The organism is Frankia sp. ACN1ag (assembly GCF_001414035.1).
GTDB classification, from domain to species: domain Bacteria; phylum Actinomycetota; class Actinomycetes; order Frankiales; family Frankiaceae; genus Frankia; species Frankia torreyi.
Genome location: NZ_LJPA01000061.1, coordinates 1 through 17,977, shown reverse-complemented (window position 1 = coordinate 17,977; position 17,977 = coordinate 1). Strand labels below are relative to the sequence as shown.

Sequence of the window (17,977 nt, the reverse complement as noted above, 5' to 3'; positions counted from 1 at the left end):
CGACAGGCCCGCCAGCGCACCCGCCTCACGGGCCTTACGCCACTCCACGATATGCGCCGAGTACAGACTCTCCCGGCGCAGAATTGCACCCTTCTGCCCGTCCGGGGCCGCCTCGTACTCGTTCAGGATCCGCAGCTTGTACGCCGCTGAGAACGACCGCCGCCGCGCCTTCGGCTCGACCTCCGGGTCCGGCCGCCGGCCCGCGTCCTCACGTCCGTCCACACGGACATCATCGACCAGGCCACGCCCAGCCGGCACCGCCATCGTCACGATCTTCCTCTCCCTACCCGCCCAGGTCACAAGATGATAGCCGCCGCCTGGCTCATCTCATGCTGACAGATAGGGGGCGTGGCCGGTGAGGGTGGCGCGATGGGCGGGGTGGGCCGGGTCGCTCAGATCCCACACGATCGCTGTCCCGTCTCGGCTACCGGTCAGCGCGGTGCGCCCGTCCGGCGTGAGCGCCACCCCGCTCACCGCGTCGAGGTGGTCGGTGAGACTCGCCTGCAATGTGTTGTCGGTAAGGATCGTCGCAATCTGGTCCATCGCGCCGACTCGTCCGTCGATTTCGTGCGCGGCGAGGTCAAGTTTGAGGGCCCTACGGGGGGTACTGGAACGGAGGGCAGTTGCTTCGGTGATGAGTCTTTGCGCTACGGCAGTTCGCCGTTCCCGCTCTGTGGCCTTTCCCCGATCGACGGCGATATGCCATTGAACGAGTGCTATGAAAGCACCGGAGGTGACAAGTAGCAGCGCGCTCGTGAGCGCGGCGGTGAGTCGGCGGCGACGGCGTTGACCGTGTCGGCGGCTGATGTCGAGGAATATCCGGGCGATGGGGGTGAGTTCTGTCAGGTTGACAGCTCACCTTGTTTCGGTGGCCCTGTCGAATTCCCAGAGGTAGTTGGTGGGCCGGCCATGGCGATTCCAGTCGGCAGCGGTGTCCTCGACCGCCGCCCTCAGCCGGAGACCATCGGCAGCCTGGCCGATTGCCGTGGCGAGCGGTGTCCACGCGGTGAAGATGTGTTCGTGGGCGATATCGACGACGGTCTGGCCGTTGCTGTTATTGACGGTAAGCAGACGGCGAGCGACGAATGGTGTCACCTCCCTCCCGGTCGAGTCGGACAGATGGTCGAGAGGTACCTGGCGGCGTGTGGGGCGGCCGTCGGCATCGACTGTGATCAGACGAAGCAGAGCGGTGAGGACCTCCTCGTCGGTGCTACCAGTCGCGGCGGTGGCTTCGGCGAGCGCCGCGTCGGCGTGGTCGACAAGCGCGCCGCGGACCCCGCCGGTCTTGTCGTACAGGGTGGCGGACAGCACTGTGGTGCCCGCCTCGCGGGCCTCCGAGTAGAGGCGCTGCAACGTGTACGCCAACAGGGGAAGCGCCTGTCCGTTGCCGGTGTCGGAGACCATACGCGCGACCAACTCGTCGTCGATCGTCAGCCCCGCCAGACGCGCCGGCCCAGCGATCACCAGTCGGAGCAGGTCCCGGGATAGCGGATTGACGGCCTCGGCCCGCACCGGCAGACGGGCCGGCGCCGCCTCCTCGATGAGCTGGTCGAGGTATTCCGAGCGCAGCGTCGCGACCGCTCGCACCTGGCCGCCGGTTGCCGCTGCCAGCAGGGCGAGGAACTCGTTCCGGGCAGCCGGGCTACTACGGACCAGCAGTTCCTCGGCCTGGTCGACGACGAGCAACAGCCGCCGCGCCGGCGGCGACGCCGCCGCGAGTAGATCCTCGGTGATCTCCACGATAGCGCCGGGCTTGGCCAGTCTGCCTGCGAGCGTTTCGGTGTCCCAACTCATGCCCTGTTGGCGGCCTGCCTTGGCCAGCACGCCAGCTAGCGCGGACAGCGGCCGACCGCCCGGGGTCATCGGGCGCAGCACCAGCCAGTCTGTGTCTTCCATCAGCCTGGGTGCTAGGCCGGCCGCGACCAGCGAGGACTTGCCGCAACCCGATGGGCCGACCACAACCAGCAGCCCGGCCGAATCACCTGCCGGGCTGCCCAACTCGGCTGCTAGCCGCTGGGCGTCCTCGTTCCGGCCTATGAACACCGCCGCCCGGCTTGCATCGAACGCGGCTAGGCCTGGGAAGGGCGATCGGCCCGGCTGCCACACCGCGTCCAGCTCTTCAGGCGGCCCGGGGAACCGCGGCGGCGTGTTGTTGGCATCCGCGTGCAAGCCGCCCGGAAACGCCGGTGGACGCTCGGGCTTGCCCCGCCCATCCGTTACGGCCGCCAACAACCGCTCCCGTGCGGTCTCCTCGTCCACGCCGAACAAGTCCACGCCGACCACCAGCCCCAGCAGCCCCGGCCGGGGGCAGTCTTCCACCCGAACCGGTAGCAGCCTGCGCTCAGTCCCGGACGGGTCGGCGCTCCAGGCGACTTGCCACTCCGCACCCGCATAGGCAGAGGTCAGGTAAGCGGACGAGACCACTGCCACCGTCCGCGCTGCCGTCGAGNCTGCCTTGTTCATTTCATAAACCAGGTGCGCGCCCGCGCCGAAGTCCCACGGCTGCACAAGCACCTGGTAGCCAGCCTCCTCCAGCTGCCAGGAGATCCACTCCGCCCACCTCTGGTCGACCCCGGTGTACGACACGAAGAAATGCACGTGCCCGTCAGCGACACGCCCAGCAGCGTGTGTGTCCGCCCCCGTTACCACCCCGCCAGGGTCCCACATAGCGGATCTGGCAGATTAAGCGGTTCGAGAGTGGGGGCGGCAGGTGCGGGGGATGAGGGCGGCGATGTTCTCGGTGATGGCGGCGGTGGGCTCGGGCAGAACGTGGGTGTCGGTGGTGGATGGTGTTGGAGGTGTGGCCGAGGAGGGCTTGGACGGCTTTCAGGCCGCCGCCGGCCGCGAAGCGTAGGTGGCAGCGACGTGACGAAGGTCGTGCATGCGAACGGGGGACAGGCCCGCGTCTTCGACGAGGTCGGTGAAAATTCTTCGGAGGTGGTCGGGGTTGACCGCCGGCCGGTGACCCGTGCTCGCCAGCCCTAGCCCGACGCCATCGGCCACACCAGCGACTTGTGCTGCAGGAACTCGGACAGCCCCCACTTGCCCCATTCGCGGCCGATCCCGCTGGCCTTGTAGCCGCCGAAGGGTCCGTGCGGGCTGAGTCCGCCGGTGCCGCCGTTGAGGGACACCATGCCTGCGCGGATCCGGCCCCCGATGCGGTAGGCCCGCGTCGGGTCACCTGACCAGACTCCGCCGCCGAGTCCGAAGTCGCTGTCGTTCGCCAGCCGGACGGCCTCGTCGTCGTCCCGGAACGGGATGACGACGGTGACCGGCCCGAAGAACTCGCGCTGGGCGATCGTCATCGAGTTCTCGACCCCGACGAACACGGTCGGTTCGACGAAGAAGCCCTTCGGTAGGTGGGCCGGGCGGCCGCCGCCGTAGGCGAGCTGCGCTCCTTCGTCGAGGCCGGCGCGGATGAGCGTCTCCACCTTGTCCCGCTGCGCGGCGCTGATGAGCGGGCCCATGGTCACCGTCGGGTCGGCCGGGTCGCCGATCCTGACGTGGTCCATGGCCTCCTTCAGACCCGCGACGAGGTCGTCGTGGATCGATTCGTGCACGAGGGTCCGGGTCAGCATCGAACAGCCCTGGCCGCAGTTCAGCGTGAAGTTCATGACGACGTCGGGAATCACCTTGGTCAGGTCGGCGTCTTCGCAGACGATGTTCGCCGACTTGCCGCCCAGTTCGAGCACGACCTTCTTGAGCGTGTCCGCCGCCTGTTTCACGATCCTGCGACCGACTGCGTCGGAGCCGGTGAAACTAACGATGTCCACCGCCGGGTGCGAGGTGAGCAGTTCACCGGCCGCCGGTGTGCCGGTGACGACGTTGAGCACTCCCGGTGGCAGACCCGCCTCCTCGGCGATCTCCGCGACCAGGAACGCCGACAGGGGGGTGTAGGGCGACGGCATGAGCACGGTCGTGCACCCGGCGGCCAACGCCGGCGCGAGCTTGAACGCGGCCAGGAAGAACGGCGCGTTGTACGGCGTGATGATCGAAGCCACGCCGTAGGGCTCGCGGCGCACGACGCCCTGGCCTACGCCGAGCGGGGTCTCGTAGGGCAGCATCGGCTCGTCGAACTCGAACGAGAGCAGCACCCGCTCGGCCATGTCCTCGAAGTGCTCGATCGGCACGTCGACGAAGACCGACTCGGAGAGCGTCCGAGCTCGACCCACCTCGGTGACGTCGAGGTCGACGAGCTCGGCCTGGCGCCGCCGCATGACCTCGGCCATCCGCATCAGTACGCGGGACCGCTCGAACGGCTTCATTCTGGGCCACGGGCCGTCGTCGAACGCCTCGCGCGCGGCCATGATCGCCCGGGTGACGTCTCCCGCGGACGCCTGGGGCACCACCCCCACGACCTGTTCGGTCGCGGGGTTGATCGCCGTCAGGGTCTCGGTGGAGTCGCTGTCCACCCAGCGGCCGCCGACGTATAACTGCTCCCGGATGATCATGAAGAGACCGTGGCGGTAAGGGCGGGCTGCTGACCCGCCGCGCCCCCGTCGACGGTGAGCTGCGTTCCGGTGACGTCCTGGGACTCGGCCGACAACAGCCGGACGGCGTGCGATCCGACTCCTTCGGTATGGCAGACGACGACGCGTGTGGTCACTCGGCGCACCCTTCTGAGCCGCCGCCGCCCTCGGATCGGGGGCGGCGAAGTGTGTCGATCGTCACAGCATCCCGATTTATCGTCAAACCACCATTAACCGCACTGAACAAGTGTTCGCGCGTGCAGCAGCGCCGACGCCGAGGTGATCGCGCCCGTCCGGCCGCCGAACTGGCCGCGGGGTAGCGCCGCGGGTCCGAGCAGAGGACCGGCGAGGAAGAAGGTCGGTCGCGGAGACGACCGAGTACCAGTCGGAGGGCTGCGGTGCGCAGGCACGGCACGCCGAGGCGGGCAGCCCGGTCCAAAGAGCATGATCAGCGGTCGGGGGAACGGGGTTCGGATCGACTCCAGCAGTCATGATCATGGCTTCTGTCAGGCGTTTCTTTCCGGGCTTCCAGACTTGACGGAACCCTGGACGGTCCGGATCGCGGCCTGTGTGGGACCACATCCCGGCCTGTGTTGCAGCCAGGTAACACCCCACTGTGTGGTGCACGTCATATCCGTGGCGGAACGTGTCCTGTCTTGCTGGCGGATCTGAGCTATATGTCTGTTTAGCGAAGAACGCCGAGTGTCGGGGCGGCCGCCTCCGGGTCATGCCTCCATATCCGGTCGAAGGTTGCTACGGAATGTGAAGACAACAGACCGACAACGAAGACATTTTCATTGCCTTCCGATTCGCCGGCCGTCATCTTTGGTGATCTGGCGCGGCCTCCGTTCCCCTCGGGGGCTGCGCCCGTACCGGTTCCTTGTTTCCTGCCCCAGTGGATGGAGCTGATGTGATGCAGGCATCTCCAGCCGTCTTTGCATTCCATCAGCGGCTGCGGCCCACAGCTGCTGGCGGGTTTCTTTTCAGTGCCTGCCGGCCAGTTCCGGCCATCGCCTGGGAGCAGGCCGCCTACCCTCTCGTGAGGTCGGGTGAAATGGCGCGGTCCGGATTCTGGGCCGGCCACCTCGGACGGCGGGCGGGCCCCCGGCGCCCCGGCTGACAGCCCCTTTTCCCGCCACCCTCGACCGCGCTGCCCGCCGTTCGCCCCCCGGCGGTGGGCAGGTTGTCGGCCCGCGCTGATCCCGGCCGCCGGCTTCTCGTTGTCCTGCCTTCTCTCGCTGCCGCGCGCCTTCACGCGCGGGTCACCTGCCGTCTTCCCTGATGCCCGGAGTACCGGTCGCGGTGGGTCTTCACACAAGGTCTTCGCGCCCCACGGATCTTCGGAGCAGTCATGTCTGGCCGGCACCTCCCCGCCCCTGCGCCCACCCCCGGATTCCGTCCCCGTCGCCGGCGAACCTCTCGACTCCGCCGCGGCCTGATCGCCCTGGGGCTGGTCGTCGCCGTCGTGCTGACGGCCGTCACGGTCGTGAACCGGGTCCAGAGCCCGGACCTTCGCCCGATCGCGGACGTGAACCCCTTCCGCGACACGAAGCTGCCGGAGAGCTCGTCGGGCAGCGCCGCCGGCCGGGACGCGGCGGTCCCGACCAGCGCGACGCAGTCGGTGGCGGCGCCGGATCCCGCGAAGCTGCGAGAGATCGTCCCGCCGTTGGCCGGGACGGTGCCGACGACGCCGGCCGCGAGCCGGACGGTGAAACCGTTCGTCTCGCAGAAGCCGGCGGCCGGGGCGGGGACTCCCGTCGGTGGCAGCCCCAGGGCCGCGGGTGCGGCTGCGGGAGCCACCGGAGCAGCCGGAGGCACCGGAGCGGCCGGAGGCACCGGAGCGGCCGCGGCGCCCGAGGCGGTGACCACCGCCCGATTCGGTGACTCCGAGACGACGGCCCCGGCGCGCGAGCCGGGCCGTGAACTGAAGCCGCAGGCGGGTCGGGTCGAGGTACCGAGCCTGCGCACCGAGTCCCGGGAGGTGTTCCACAACCCGGACGGGACGTTCACCGCCGAGACGACGATGGGTTCCGACCGCTTCAAGGACGCCAAGGGCACCTGGGTTGGCATTGACACCGCCCTGGTGTCGGGCGACCGGGGACGGCTGCACGCCCGGTCCGCCCGGGCGACGACCGAGGTCGCGCCGCGCGCCGACGACGCCCAGCTCGGGAAGCTCCAGCTCGACGCGGACACCTCGTTCGCGTTCGGGATCGCGCAGGCGCAGGGTGCGCAGGCCACGGTCGACGGGTCGAAGGCGACGTACGCCGGGGTGCGGGACGCGGCCGACCTCGAACTGGGGCCGACCGCCGACGGGCTCAAGGAGGTGCTGGTTCTCCACTCGGCGCAGGCCCCGACGACGTGGACGTACCCGCTGACGCTCACCGGCCTGACGGCGAAGGTCGACGGGCGGAAGGTGCTGCTGTCGGACAGCAGCGGTGAGGTGCGGGCGGTCATTCCGCCGGGGTCCATGGAGGACTCCCGCCGGACGTCTCCGCAGGGGTTCCGGGCATCGTCGGACGGGGTTGCCTACAGCCTCGTGACGCTGCCGGGCGGCCAGCAGGCGCTCCAGGTCGACCTGGACAAGGACTGGCTGGCGGCGAAGGACCGGGTCTATCCCGTCCGGGTGGACCCGAACGTGTCCACCCTGATCGCCGGGGCCGACGACACCTACGTCTCCTCAGCCCATCCCAGCACCAACTACGCCTCCGAACTCGTCATCAAGTCCGGCGTCGTGGGCTCCGACGTGGTGCGTGGCTACCTCAGCTTCCCGGGCCAGTCCTCGCTGACGAACGCGACGGTCACCAACGCCCACGTGAAAATGGTCAACCGGCTTTCCGCAAGCGGCTGCACGCCGCATCCGGTGAGCCTGCGCCGGGTCACCATCCCCTGGTACGGCGGCAACATGACGTGGCCCGGCGCCACGATCGGCGAGGAGGTCGCGCAGAAGTCCTTCGCGCACGATGACTCGCTGTCCGCCTGCGGCGCGTCCTGGGAGTTCATCGGGGACGGCGACCCGCGGCTGACGAACCTCGTGAACACCTGGACGCACGACGCGAACGCGAACTTCGGCCTCGCCGTGGTCACGTCGGACACGGACGGCCAGTGGTACAAGGAGTTCTTCTCCGACGACTGCTGGTGCAACCCGGCGACCCCGGACTCGGACTACCGGCCGCGCCTGGAACTGGCGTGGACCCCGTACGGGGTGACCTACTCCTATCCGTCGGGGAACCCGACCTGGACCACCCAGCCGACCACGACCACGCCGGGGCAGATCACCGTCCGGTTGCAGAACACCGGTCAGGCCCTGTGGCCCGCGAACAGCAACTACAAACTCTCGTACCACATCTACGACGCCGCGAACACCACCGAGGTGATTCACCAGGGTGTCCAGACCGACCTTCCCACGTCGGTCAGTTCGGGCCAGACGATCGACCTGCCCGCCGCCGTCAGCCTGGCCGGCCTTTCTCCCGGCACTTACACGATCCGCTGGGACATGGAGGAGGCCGGCACGTCCTGGTTCTCCGACCAGGGGATTCCCGAGTACGCGACGACGCTGATCCTGTCGAACCCGGCGAACCAGTCGCCGTACATCAGCGACGTGTCCCCGCTGTCCGGCTCGGAGGTCGCCAGCGTGCGGCCGCCACTGCGCCTGACCGCGGTCGACCCGGACAACGGCCCGAGCCCGCTGAGCTACTCGTTCCAGCTCTGCACCGGGACCGACGCGAACTCCGGCGCCTGCTGGACGTCCGGCTCGCAGGCGTCGAACACCTGGCTGCCCCCCGCCGGGGCGCTGAACTGGGACCAGATCTACTACTGGCGTGGTCAGGTGAGCGACGGCGCGAACCAGAGCCTGTGGACGTCGCCACTCGCGCTCAGCCCCGTCGTCGACCAGCCCCCGACCCAGTCGGACCTCGGGCGCGACGCCTACGTCCCCGCGGTCGGCGGGGTGCACCCGCTGACCCAGAACTACGCGTCGACCGTCACCGACGCCTCGCTGGACGGCACCGGGCCGGGGCAGAGCGTGGCCCGCACCTACAACAGCATGAGTACCGCGGACGGGCTGTTCGGGACCGGTTGGACCTCCGACTACGACATGACGGCCGTCCCGGATTCCGCCGGTCAGGGCAACGTCCAGATTCGTTATCCGGACGGGCGACTGGCCCGGTTCGGTCGCAACAGCGATGGCTCCTACCAGTCGCCGCGCGGTTATTACTCGTTCCTGCAGGCGCCGGCGCCGCGGGTGGCCTCCTTCACCGGGGCGAACTCCGCCACCTCCCTGGGAAACACCGATTCCGGCGAGAACTGGCAAGTCCTCGACGGCGTCTGGGGCCTGTCCGACAATGCCGCCTATCTGGCGACCGCCGGGGGCTGGTTCCGTAGCGTCGCGGTCATTCCGGCGCCGTCGGACGGCACGATCCGCTTCACCGCCCCCGTCCTGCAGGACCGGATCGGCATCGCCTTCCGGGTCCAGGACATCGACAACATGTGGTTGCTGTACATCAACCCGTCGTCGAACTCCGTGGTGGTGGCGAAACGGGTCGGTGGCTGGGAGACGACGGTGCTCACCGCGTCCGACGCCTGCTGCGCCACCACCGACACCTACGGCATCAGCATGTCCGGCGGCCTGCTGTCCATCCTGCGTAACGACCGGGTCGTCGCGACCACCAGCGACAGCCAGTTCTCGACCGCGACGTCAGCCGGTCTCTACGCCCAGGGCACCGGCTCCGGCCGGATCGACTCGCTGCTGATCACCGCGGACGCCCACCGCGACACCTTCACCAACCCGGACTCGACCACCGGGCTCGGCTCGACCGACGACGGCGAGCACTGGGTCAACCTCGCCGGCACCTGGGGTACCAGCGGCAACGCGGCCTACCTGGCCTCCGGCGCCACCGGGCACAACCTGGCCACCATCGGCGCCGCCGCCGACGGTTCGATCAGCTTCACGGAGCCCGTCGCGCAGCAGGGCACCGGGCTGGCCTTCCGGGTCGCCGACGCGAACAACTACTGGCGGCTCGTCGCGCTGCCGTCGGCGAACACCTGGCGGCTGATCAAGCGGGTGGACGGGGTGGATACCACCGTCGCCGACGCGGCCGGGCTGTGCTGCACCGCCACGGACACCCTCACGATCCTCACCAACGGTCCCTCGATCAGTGTGCTGCGCAACGGCACGCAGATCCTGTCCGCGAAGGACCCGGCCGTCTTCTACGGCAGCCGCGCCGGCCCGTACGCCGACGGGACCGGCGCCGGGCGCATCGACGACCTCACCGCCACCGCTGCGACCGTTCTGAGCGAGAAGAACGGCGCCCACTACTCCTTCCGTTCGGACGGCCGCCTCACCGGGATCACCGACGCGGCCGGCCGGGCACTCCAGCTCGGTTACGACGGCAACTCCCGGCTGACGTCGGTGACCAACGCGACGACGAGCCGGTCGCTGACCTTCACCTGGACCGGCGACGGCAACCACGTCGCCTCGGTCTCGACCGCCTCCGTCGCGGCCCATGGCGGACCGCTGACCTGGTCCTACGGCTACACCGGCAGCGGCCTGACCACGGTCACCGCCCCGCACACCTCGACGCCGACCACCTACTCCTACGCCGCGAACGGCAAGCTCGCGCAGATCACCCTGCCCCGCGGCAACATCGAGACGAAGATCGGCTACAACGCCGACGGGACGGTGGCCTGGCGGGAGGACGGCCTCGGCCACCGCACGACCTACGGCGTCCTGTCCACCAGCCCCACCACGATCGTGCGGATCACCGACCCGCGCGGTCATGACGAGGACTGGGAGTACTCGGCCCAGGGCCAGCTCATCTCGCACCGGGACGCCACCGGGGACCGCCGGTTCACCTACAACAACCGCGGCTTCCTGTCCCAGGTGACGGACGAGAACGGCAACGTCCTCATGCTGCAGACCGACGACCGCGGCAACGTCCGGGCCCGCACGACGGTCCGGCTCAACCTGAACGGCACCCTGTGGCCGAACACCGAGTACTACGACTACTTCCTCGGTGCCCCCGGCGACTCCCGCAACGACCTGGTCACCGCGGTCCGCGACGCGCGCTCGGCCGCGCCGACGGATGACACCTACAAGACCACCTACACCTACGACGCCGCCGGGGACCTGACCGGGACCCGAACCCCGGCCACCCCCGACTTCCCCGCGGGGCGGACGACGAGTGCGGCCTTCACGGTCGGCACGGAGACGGCCGTCGGCGGCGGTACCGAGCCGCGCGGCCTGCTCGCGTCGTCCACCGACGCCCGCGGGAAGACGACGACCTACGCCTACGACAGCAAGGGGGATCTGCGCCAGGGCACCGATCCGGCCGGGCTGGTCCGCGACTACACCTACGACGAACTGGGCCGTGAGCTCACCTCGAAGGAGACCTCGGACACCTTCCCGGCTGGGCTGACCACCACCTACACCTACGACAAGCTCTCCCACGTCCTCACCGCCACCGAGCCCGGCGTGGCCAACCCGATCACCGGTACGACGCACACCCGGGTGACGACCACCAGCTACGACCTCAACGGCAGCCCCACCCAGACGGCGGTCTCCGACTCCACCGGCGGGGACAGCACGCGCACCACCACCTACGCCTACGACGGCGACGACCGCCAGACCTCGATGACCGTCGGCGCCGGCACCCCGGCGGCGGCGACCACCGCGGTCACCTTCGACGCGAACGGGAACGTGGCGACGTCGACCGACCCGAACGGCGCCGTCACCTCCTACGCCTACACGGCGCACAACCTGCTCACGACGAGGACCCTCAAGGACTTCGTCGACGACCCTGTCGCCGACACCACCGCCCGCGACGTCGTGCTGGAATCCCGCGCCTACGACCCGGCGGACCGGCTGGCCACCGTCACCGACGCGCTGGGCCGCACGACGCGGCACACCTACTGGCTCGACGACCTGCCCCGCCAGGACATCCTGGTCGGCTACCGGCCACCGGACCTGGCCACCGGCACGCTGTCGAGCGCGAACGCCCGGGACATCGTCCTGGTCGACCGTTCCTACGACGGCGCGGGCAACCCGAACTCCCTGACCACGGGCGGTGGCCGGGCGACCGTCACCGGCACCTACGACGCCGCCGGCCGACTGACCCGCAGCACCGTCGACCCGGCCGGGCTCGCCCGCACCGTCGACTACACCTACGACGCGAACGACGACGTCACCTCGGCGGTGTCCGGCGCGGCCGGCACGTCCGCGACCGAGCGCACCGACTTCGGCTACGACAACGCCTCCCGGCTGACGTCGCAGACCCTGTTCGGCGACGGCACCACCACGTTCGTCACCACCTACCAGCGCGACCAGCGCGGATTCGTCACCGGCGGCGCGGACCCCCGCGGCTACGTGGCCGGCGGCGCCCCCGACGCGGCCTACGTCAGCAACGCCACGGTCAACGCCGCCGGCGCGATCACCCAGGTCAAGGCGCCGTCGGTGCCGGTGGAGGAGAACGGGGGAGCGCCCGCCGCGCAGCGTCCGGCCGCGGATCTCGGCTACGACACCTTCGGGGAGATCACCCAGCGGCGCGACCCGCGCGGGCAGGTCACCACCACCGCCTACGACGCCCTCGGCCGGCCCACCCAGGCCACCCATCCGTCCTACACGCCGCCCGGCGGATCGGCGATCACGCCGGTCGAGTCCTGGACCTACGACCACAACGGCAACCCCCTCACCCATGTCGACACCCGCGGGCAGACGACCACCACGGTCTACGACGCGCTGAACCGGCCGGTCGCCGTCACCGAGCCGCAGGCCACGGGCGCGGGCGCCGCCGGGGTCAGCCGGATCGTCTACGACGACGCCTCGAACCCGACGTCCCTCGTCGACGCGAACGGCGTGTGGACCTTCTACGCCTACGACGACCACGACCGGGTCTGGGCCACCACCCGCACCGAGCGCACCCCGGCCGCGACCTTCACCACCTACACCGACCACGACGACGCCGGTGACGTCACCAGGATCCTGACCCCGGCGAACATCCCCTCCGGCGCGATGTGGACCGGCAGCTACGACGCCACCGGGGCCCTCGTCGACGAGCACGACGAACTCGGCAAGCTCACCCACCACGCCTACGACCTCGCCGGCCGGCCGGCGACCGTCACCGACCCGCTCGGCCGCAGCATCCGGATCACCTACGACCGGGCCGGCCGGCCGACCACCGCCGCGCAGTTCTCCCCGACCAACACCCAGCTTCGAGCCGCTTCCACCGGCTACGACGCGGCCGGCAACCCGACCTCGGCCACCGACTTCGACGGCTGGACCACCACCCGCACCTACGACGCCCTCGACCGGGTCCGCACCCTCGTCGAACCTGTCACCGCCACCACGACGACCACCACCACCCTCGGCTACGACGCCGCCGGCAACGCGACCCGGCTGACCGACGGACGCGGCAACGTCACCGTCACCACCTACAACAGCCTCGGCCTACCCGAGAAGACGATCGAACCGTCCACCACCGCCTACCCGAACCTCGCCGACCGCACCTGGCAGACCTCCTACGACGCCGGCGGGCTGCCCGTCGGCCTGGTCGAGCCGGGCGGGGTCACCCGGACCCGGACCTTCGACGAGCTCGGTCGCCTCACCGCCGAGTCCGGCTCCGGCGGCGGCGCGGCGGCGGCCGCCCGGACGTTGCACTACGACCTGGTCGGCCAGCTCACCGGNATCGACCACCCCCGCGGCTCGCAGTCCTTCGGCTACGACGACCGTGGCCTGGTCACCAGCGCCTCGGGTGACGGTGGGGGCTCCTCCTTCGAGTACGACCAGAACGGCCGGATGACCCGGCGGGCCGACCCCGGCAGCTACTCGGACTTCCACTACAACGCCCGCGGCGACCTGACCTCCGTCGGCGCCGCCGCCACCGGCGGGACCCGCACCCTCAGCTACGACGACGCCCGCCAGCTCACCTCCGTCGCCTACGGCAGTGGCGGGGCCGTGCGCAGCTTCGGCTACGACGGCCTGGGCCGCACCACCGCCGACACGCTGACCGGCCCGGGCGGCACGCTGCGCTCGCAGACCTACACCTACGACAACAACGACAACCCGCTGACCACCGTGATCGGTCCGGCGGGCGTCGCCGGCGCCGGGACCCAGACCTACGGCTACGACCGCTCCGACCGGCTCACCGCCTGGACCGACCCGGCCAACGTCACCACCACCTACGGCTGGGATGCCGCGGGGAACCGCACCGCGGTCAACGCCGCCACCGCGTCGTTCGACGAACGGAACCGGCTGCTCTCCGACGGCTCGGCGACCTACGGCTACACCGCCCGCGGGACGCTGAGCACACGGGTCGCCGGGGCGACGACGACCACGACCGTGTTCGACGCGTTCGACCGGCTCGTCTCCGACACGGCCGGTGGCGCGACGACCACCTTCGCCTACGACGGGCTGGACCGGGCCGCCGTCCGCAACGGCACCTCGCGGCTCATCTACGACGGCCTCGACCGCGAGCCGAGCGTCGACGGCTCCGCCTACGCCCGCGACCCGGACGGCGACATCATCAGCGCCGGCACCGCCGCCGGGAACTGGGCGACCGCCACCGACATCCACGGCAGCGTCGTGGGCGCCTTCACCACCGACGGCGCCGGGCTCACCGACAACCGGGCCTACGACCCCTTCGGGACTCCGGTCGTGACCGGCTCGGCCAACCTGCGGATCGGCTACCAGGGCTCCTGGACCGACCCGACCAGCGGCAAGGTGGACGCGCAGGCCCGCTGGTACACCCCGGGGACCGGCAGCTTCATCTCCCGGGACAGCGCCGACCTCGCCCTCACCTCGGCGGTGTCCGCCAACCGGTACGTCTACGCCGGTGCCAACCCACTCGCCTACAACGACCTGACCGGCCGCAGCTTCTTCAGCAGCATCAAGAACACCACCGCGCTGGCGGCCTCCGCGATCGTCGGGGGGGCCGCGGCGGCCGGCGCCGTGGTGGCCGCCAGCGCGGTGCCGGCGGCCGAGCTTGCGGGCGCGGCTGGGCTCGAAGCCACCGGTGCCGTCCTGGACTCCACCGTGGTCGGCGTCGGGCTCGGCGCCGCGGCCGGTACGCTCGGCGTCATCGTCGCGGGCAAGGCCTGGGACGACCTCCACAGCGGCAGCGGTTCGGTGCCGGCCACGCAACCCGCGGCCGCCGCCAGGCCGACCACCGCCACCCAGTCGGCCACCACTGCCCAGGCCAACACCGCCACCCAGGCCAACACCGCGGTGCGGAGCGGCGCGTCGGCCGGCGCTCGGCCGGCGGCCGGAGGCGGGTACGCGGCGCCCGCGCGGGCGACCACGTCAGCCCCGCGGGCGGCCGCCCCCGCCGCGGCGCCGAAGGCGGCCCCGGTGCCGCTGATCCACGGGACGTTCTACAACGGCTACTCGGACGCGGTTCTGCCTCCCGCGGTCCGCTCGTCCGACCCGGCTCCGATCTCCTCCGGCGCTGTCCCGCTCACCGCCGGTGGCAACACCGTCGACCAGACCGCTGGCAGGCAGTACATCGTCCAGGCCTGCCAGGCGCCCGCGCGCTGCATCGGCGACGCCCGCCCCACCCCGACCGGCGCCGCTCTCCCCGCTGCCGCGGCCGGCGCAGCCGCCGCCGCGGCCACCGAGGACCCGTACGGCGGCCTGGGCGCCGCTCCGGCGCGGCGCATCTGCGCCGCCAGCGGCGGCACCCCGCTCACCGACACCTGCGACCCGGGCGCCGCCCTCACCGGCGAGGTCGCCGGCTACACCGGCACCCCGATCTGCGGACCGGGCGACGACGACTGCGATCTACCCGGCAGCCAGCCCGCCTCCTGCGATACCCCGAACAGTTTTGACGGTGCCACCGAGGTCCTCCTGGCTGATGGCACCCGTAAGCGCATTGAGGAGGTGAAGGTCGGTGACCGGGTCCTGGCCACCGACCCGACGACCGGGCGTACCGAGGTTCACACCGTCACCGCGGTCATCGTCGGCCATGGCCTGAAGCATCTTGTCGATGTCACCGTGGCCACGGCGGATGGTCCACGAACCCTCACTGCGACCGATCATCATCCGTTCTGGGATGATGCCCACCACGGCTGGGTCGACGCCGACCAGCTCACCTCCGCCGACCGGCTGCGCACTCCCACCGGCGCCGACGTCCCTGTCACCGCCACCCACGACCGCGACCAGACCCGGACCGTCTACAACCTCACCGTCGACACCCTCCACACCTACTACGTCCTCGCCGGCACCACACCAGTCCTCGTCCACAACAGCGGTGCCTGTTTTGAGACACGAATGGAACGTGCTGGTGATCTCGCCGAGAATTATGTCGAAGGGCAGAAAACTCGCGATCCCTCGTCACAGTGGTATCACGAGTTCCTGAGTGACGATGAACTGCTGGATGCAATCAATGAAGCGCCCGAGGGGGACGGAATTCTTGTCTCGCGTGGCGGTAAAATCCTCGGCGGTCATCACCGCTGGGACGAACTCCTCACGAGAATCGCTGACGGGCGTATCGACCCGAATACGGAAATCCGCATCGATGTTCTTAATGGGGGGTAATAAACAATGCCTATGATCTGCCCGGCTGATCCCGACTTTCGGGTGTGCCAGATCAGCTTTGAAGTCCTGCTTGGTATCCAATTGGAGGCAGAGCGCCGGGGATGGGCGACCCGGTGGACATCGGTGGACGCGCTACGTGCACAGGTGAAAGACGACACGGTATTTCTTCAGTCGCTAATGAGGGAGGAGCGTTCCGGGGTCGTTCGGTCCTACCGGTGCCTCGTGCTATTCCGAACCCCAAGTGGTGCGGAAAGCGGCGCAATTACAACGATCGATCTCGCCCCGGAGACGCTCGCATCGCTGGACCGGCTGGATGTGGATGTGGTCACTTGTGGAGTATTTATGAAGATCTTTTCCATGGCGTTGGGGGGAATTTCGCAAATATCCAAGGAGTAGCGGAGGAGGTATCCCACAACAATCTGGGCCATCTGTATGAATGCGGACCGCTGCTATATCGGGGCCTATTGGGGAGGGCGCGTCGAGTCGGCTGGCGAATGCGCTGTACGGCTGGCCGGCTGTCTGGGCCAGCTCGGCGCCGCCCACCCGGCTTTGGCGACATGGTTCCGCAAGGGCAGGACCAAGGCCGCAGCCTCCGGCAACCCGGTGTCGACCAGCGTCGACTCGCTGGAATCGATGCTGAAGGCTGGCCGGAATCGCACCGACTTCGGTGGTCATGTCATCCCCGAGCTCGGGTTCAGAGTCTCACTGTGGAACAAGAGCCCCGAGCCCGCTTCCTTCAGCGCCCACTGCGGCGCCAATCCGGAAACGAATTCTATTAAGAACAGCTTTCTACTGAAACTGCCTGAGCCATCGGAGTCCACGGCCGGCTTGTACGATCCACACACTGCACGAGGCCTTTTCCGGGCCGTGGTCGAGGCGTGGCGTCCAGAGTGGGCGACGTTCACGAGCCATTCGATGCGGGAAGCTCATGAAAACCCTCCAGGGCAGCTGGTAGGAGGCTGGCTCACATACCTCTCGGGAACCCCTGGCACATTGGNGACCAGGGATTCCCGGCTCTCGTTCGAACGGTTCGCGGGCGGGGATCTCATTATCACCGGAACCAGCCCTCTACACGTGTCGGAGGCACAGCTCTCTGCGGTCAACACGCTTCTCGCTGCCCTGGAGCCGGACACCTGACGGCACCTCATGTACCGTCTTCCAACCTTCGACCGGTGACCGGTGACCGGACCAGTGAGTATGAACCGAATCTCATCGGAGCGATTACCGCGGCGGCAATGTACTTGTATGCGGGTCAGTTCCTGGCCAGGGACCGCGACCGCGACCGCGCTGGCCGAGCTTGTCGGGATCCCCTGGCGGCGGGCACCGTGGGTGCGATGACTGCCCGCGCTGCCGCCGGCCTGGACGGCTTCCTCGGCACGGTCCGTGGCCTGCTCGCGGGCGCCGAGGTGGTCGGGGGTGGCGGTGCCGCGGCTCCGCGGACGAACTCGGTGGTCTCGCGGCCGACCCCTGCGGCCGCGGGGCGAAGTCCGCTCCGGTGCCGCTGATCCACGGCACGTTCTACAACGGCTACTCCGACGTGGTCCTGCCTCCCGCGATTCGCTCGAACGACCTCACCCGATCTCCTCGGGCACCGTTCCGCTCACCACCGGCGGCAACAGCTTCGACCTAGTACTACAGCACCAGTGATCTTTATGTGGCTGCTGCCTGCCGGGCGATGCTTTGGGCAGCGTAGATCCGGGTCTGGTAGTGGTAGTAGCGGGCGCGGGCCTGGTGGCCGCGGCGCCAGTCCGACCACCAGGTGATCATGGCGGGTGGGAGAACGGCTTCGGTGAACAGGGCGAAGACATGGCGGATCTCGTTGAGGGTGAACGGTGTCATCATGCGCCTGTCCGGTTCCGGCTGTTCGGCGACCGGCAGGCCACCGGGGAGACGCTTGTATCCCACGGCGGTCATCGTCGGCGGGACGGCCGGCGGGTTCTGGTCGCGGTGTTTCCTCGCGGTGACGGCGAGCCAGGCGTGGGTG

At 69.6% G+C, this 17,977-nt stretch carries 7 protein-coding genes and 5 pseudogenes; 5 read left to right on the top strand and 7 right to left on the bottom strand.

Going from position 1 to position 17,977, the window contains the following annotated elements:
- The 4 genes and pseudogenes from UK82_RS34275 to UK82_RS41030 all read right to left on the bottom strand — a co-directional run.
- Positions 1 to 222, bottom strand: a pseudogene (locus tag UK82_RS34275) (IS3 family transposase); the annotation flags it as partial.
- 105 nt (positions 223 to 327) lie between these two features.
- Complete coding sequence (locus tag UK82_RS29715; protein WP_055410735.1) at positions 328 to 543, bottom strand: hypothetical protein; 216 nt, start codon at positions 541 to 543, stop codon at positions 328 to 330.
- Positions 544 to 855: 312 nt separating this feature from the next.
- Positions 856 to 2,449, bottom strand: a pseudogene (locus tag UK82_RS33895) (toll/interleukin-1 receptor domain-containing protein); the annotation flags it as partial.
- 1 nt (position 2,450) lies between these two features.
- A partial coding sequence (locus UK82_RS41030; protein WP_236706601.1) for a toll/interleukin-1 receptor domain-containing protein occupies positions 2,451 to 2,667 on the bottom strand: 217 nt, incomplete at its 3' end.
- Positions 2,668 to 2,731: 64 nt separating this feature from the next.
- On the opposite strand from UK82_RS41030, the gene UK82_RS41775 reads away from it, so the two are divergent.
- A complete protein-coding gene (locus UK82_RS41775; protein ID WP_255354381.1) occupies positions 2,732 to 2,854 on the top strand; it encodes a hypothetical protein in 123 nt (40 codons plus the stop codon).
- Between the two features lie 127 nt (positions 2,855 to 2,981).
- Here the strand turns inward: UK82_RS41775 and UK82_RS29705 are convergent, their stop codons facing one another.
- On the bottom strand, positions 2,982 to 4,451 hold the full coding sequence (locus UK82_RS29705; RefSeq protein ID WP_055410730.1) for an aldehyde dehydrogenase family protein: 1,470 nt from the start codon (positions 4,449 to 4,451) through the stop codon (positions 2,982 to 2,984).
- Positions 4,448 to 4,606 carry a hypothetical protein gene (locus UK82_RS33890; RefSeq protein WP_157867021.1) on the bottom strand — a complete coding sequence of 53 codons (159 nt, stop codon included), beginning with the start codon at positions 4,604 to 4,606 and terminating at the stop codon, positions 4,448 to 4,450. Before UK82_RS33890 ends, UK82_RS29705 begins: the two co-directional genes overlap by 4 nt.
- A 1,214-nt stretch (positions 4,607 to 5,820) precedes the next feature.
- Between UK82_RS33890 and UK82_RS41025 the strand changes: the two are divergent.
- From UK82_RS41025 to UK82_RS43595, 4 genes and pseudogenes are all read left to right on the top strand, one after another.
- Positions 5,821 to 13,145 (top strand): annotated as a pseudogene (locus UK82_RS41025) (DNRLRE domain-containing protein); the annotation flags it as partial.
- A 1-nt stretch (position 13,146) separates the two neighbouring features.
- On the top strand, positions 13,147 to 15,993 hold a 2,847-nt coding region (locus tag UK82_RS41020), incomplete at its 5' end, for a polymorphic toxin-type HINT domain-containing protein (protein ID WP_255354380.1).
- Between the two features lie 432 nt (positions 15,994 to 16,425).
- Positions 16,426 to 16,990, top strand: a pseudogene (locus tag UK82_RS43600) (Imm52 family immunity protein); the annotation flags it as partial.
- A 1-nt stretch (position 16,991) separates the two neighbouring features.
- On the top strand, positions 16,992 to 17,130 hold a 139-nt coding region (locus UK82_RS43595), incomplete at its 5' end, for a hypothetical protein (RefSeq protein ID WP_396230678.1).
- Between the two features lie 513 nt (positions 17,131 to 17,643).
- Here the strand turns inward: UK82_RS43595 and UK82_RS29690 are convergent.
- A pseudogene (locus tag UK82_RS29690) lies at positions 17,644 to 17,977 on the bottom strand (IS701 family transposase); the annotation flags it as partial.

Bases quoted from the DNA above. Each gene is read 5' to 3' on its own strand.
- UK82_RS29715 (WP_055410735.1), bottom strand. From the start codon at position 543: ATGGACCAGATTGCGACGATCCTTACCGACAACACATTGCAGGCGAGT.
- UK82_RS41775 (WP_255354381.1), top strand. From the start codon at position 2,732: ATGTTCTCGGTGATGGCGGCGGTGGGCTCGGGCAGAACGTGGGTGTCG.
- UK82_RS29705 (WP_055410730.1), bottom strand. From the start codon at position 4,451: ATGATCATCCGGGAGCAGTTATACGTCGGCGGCCGCTGGGTGGACAGC.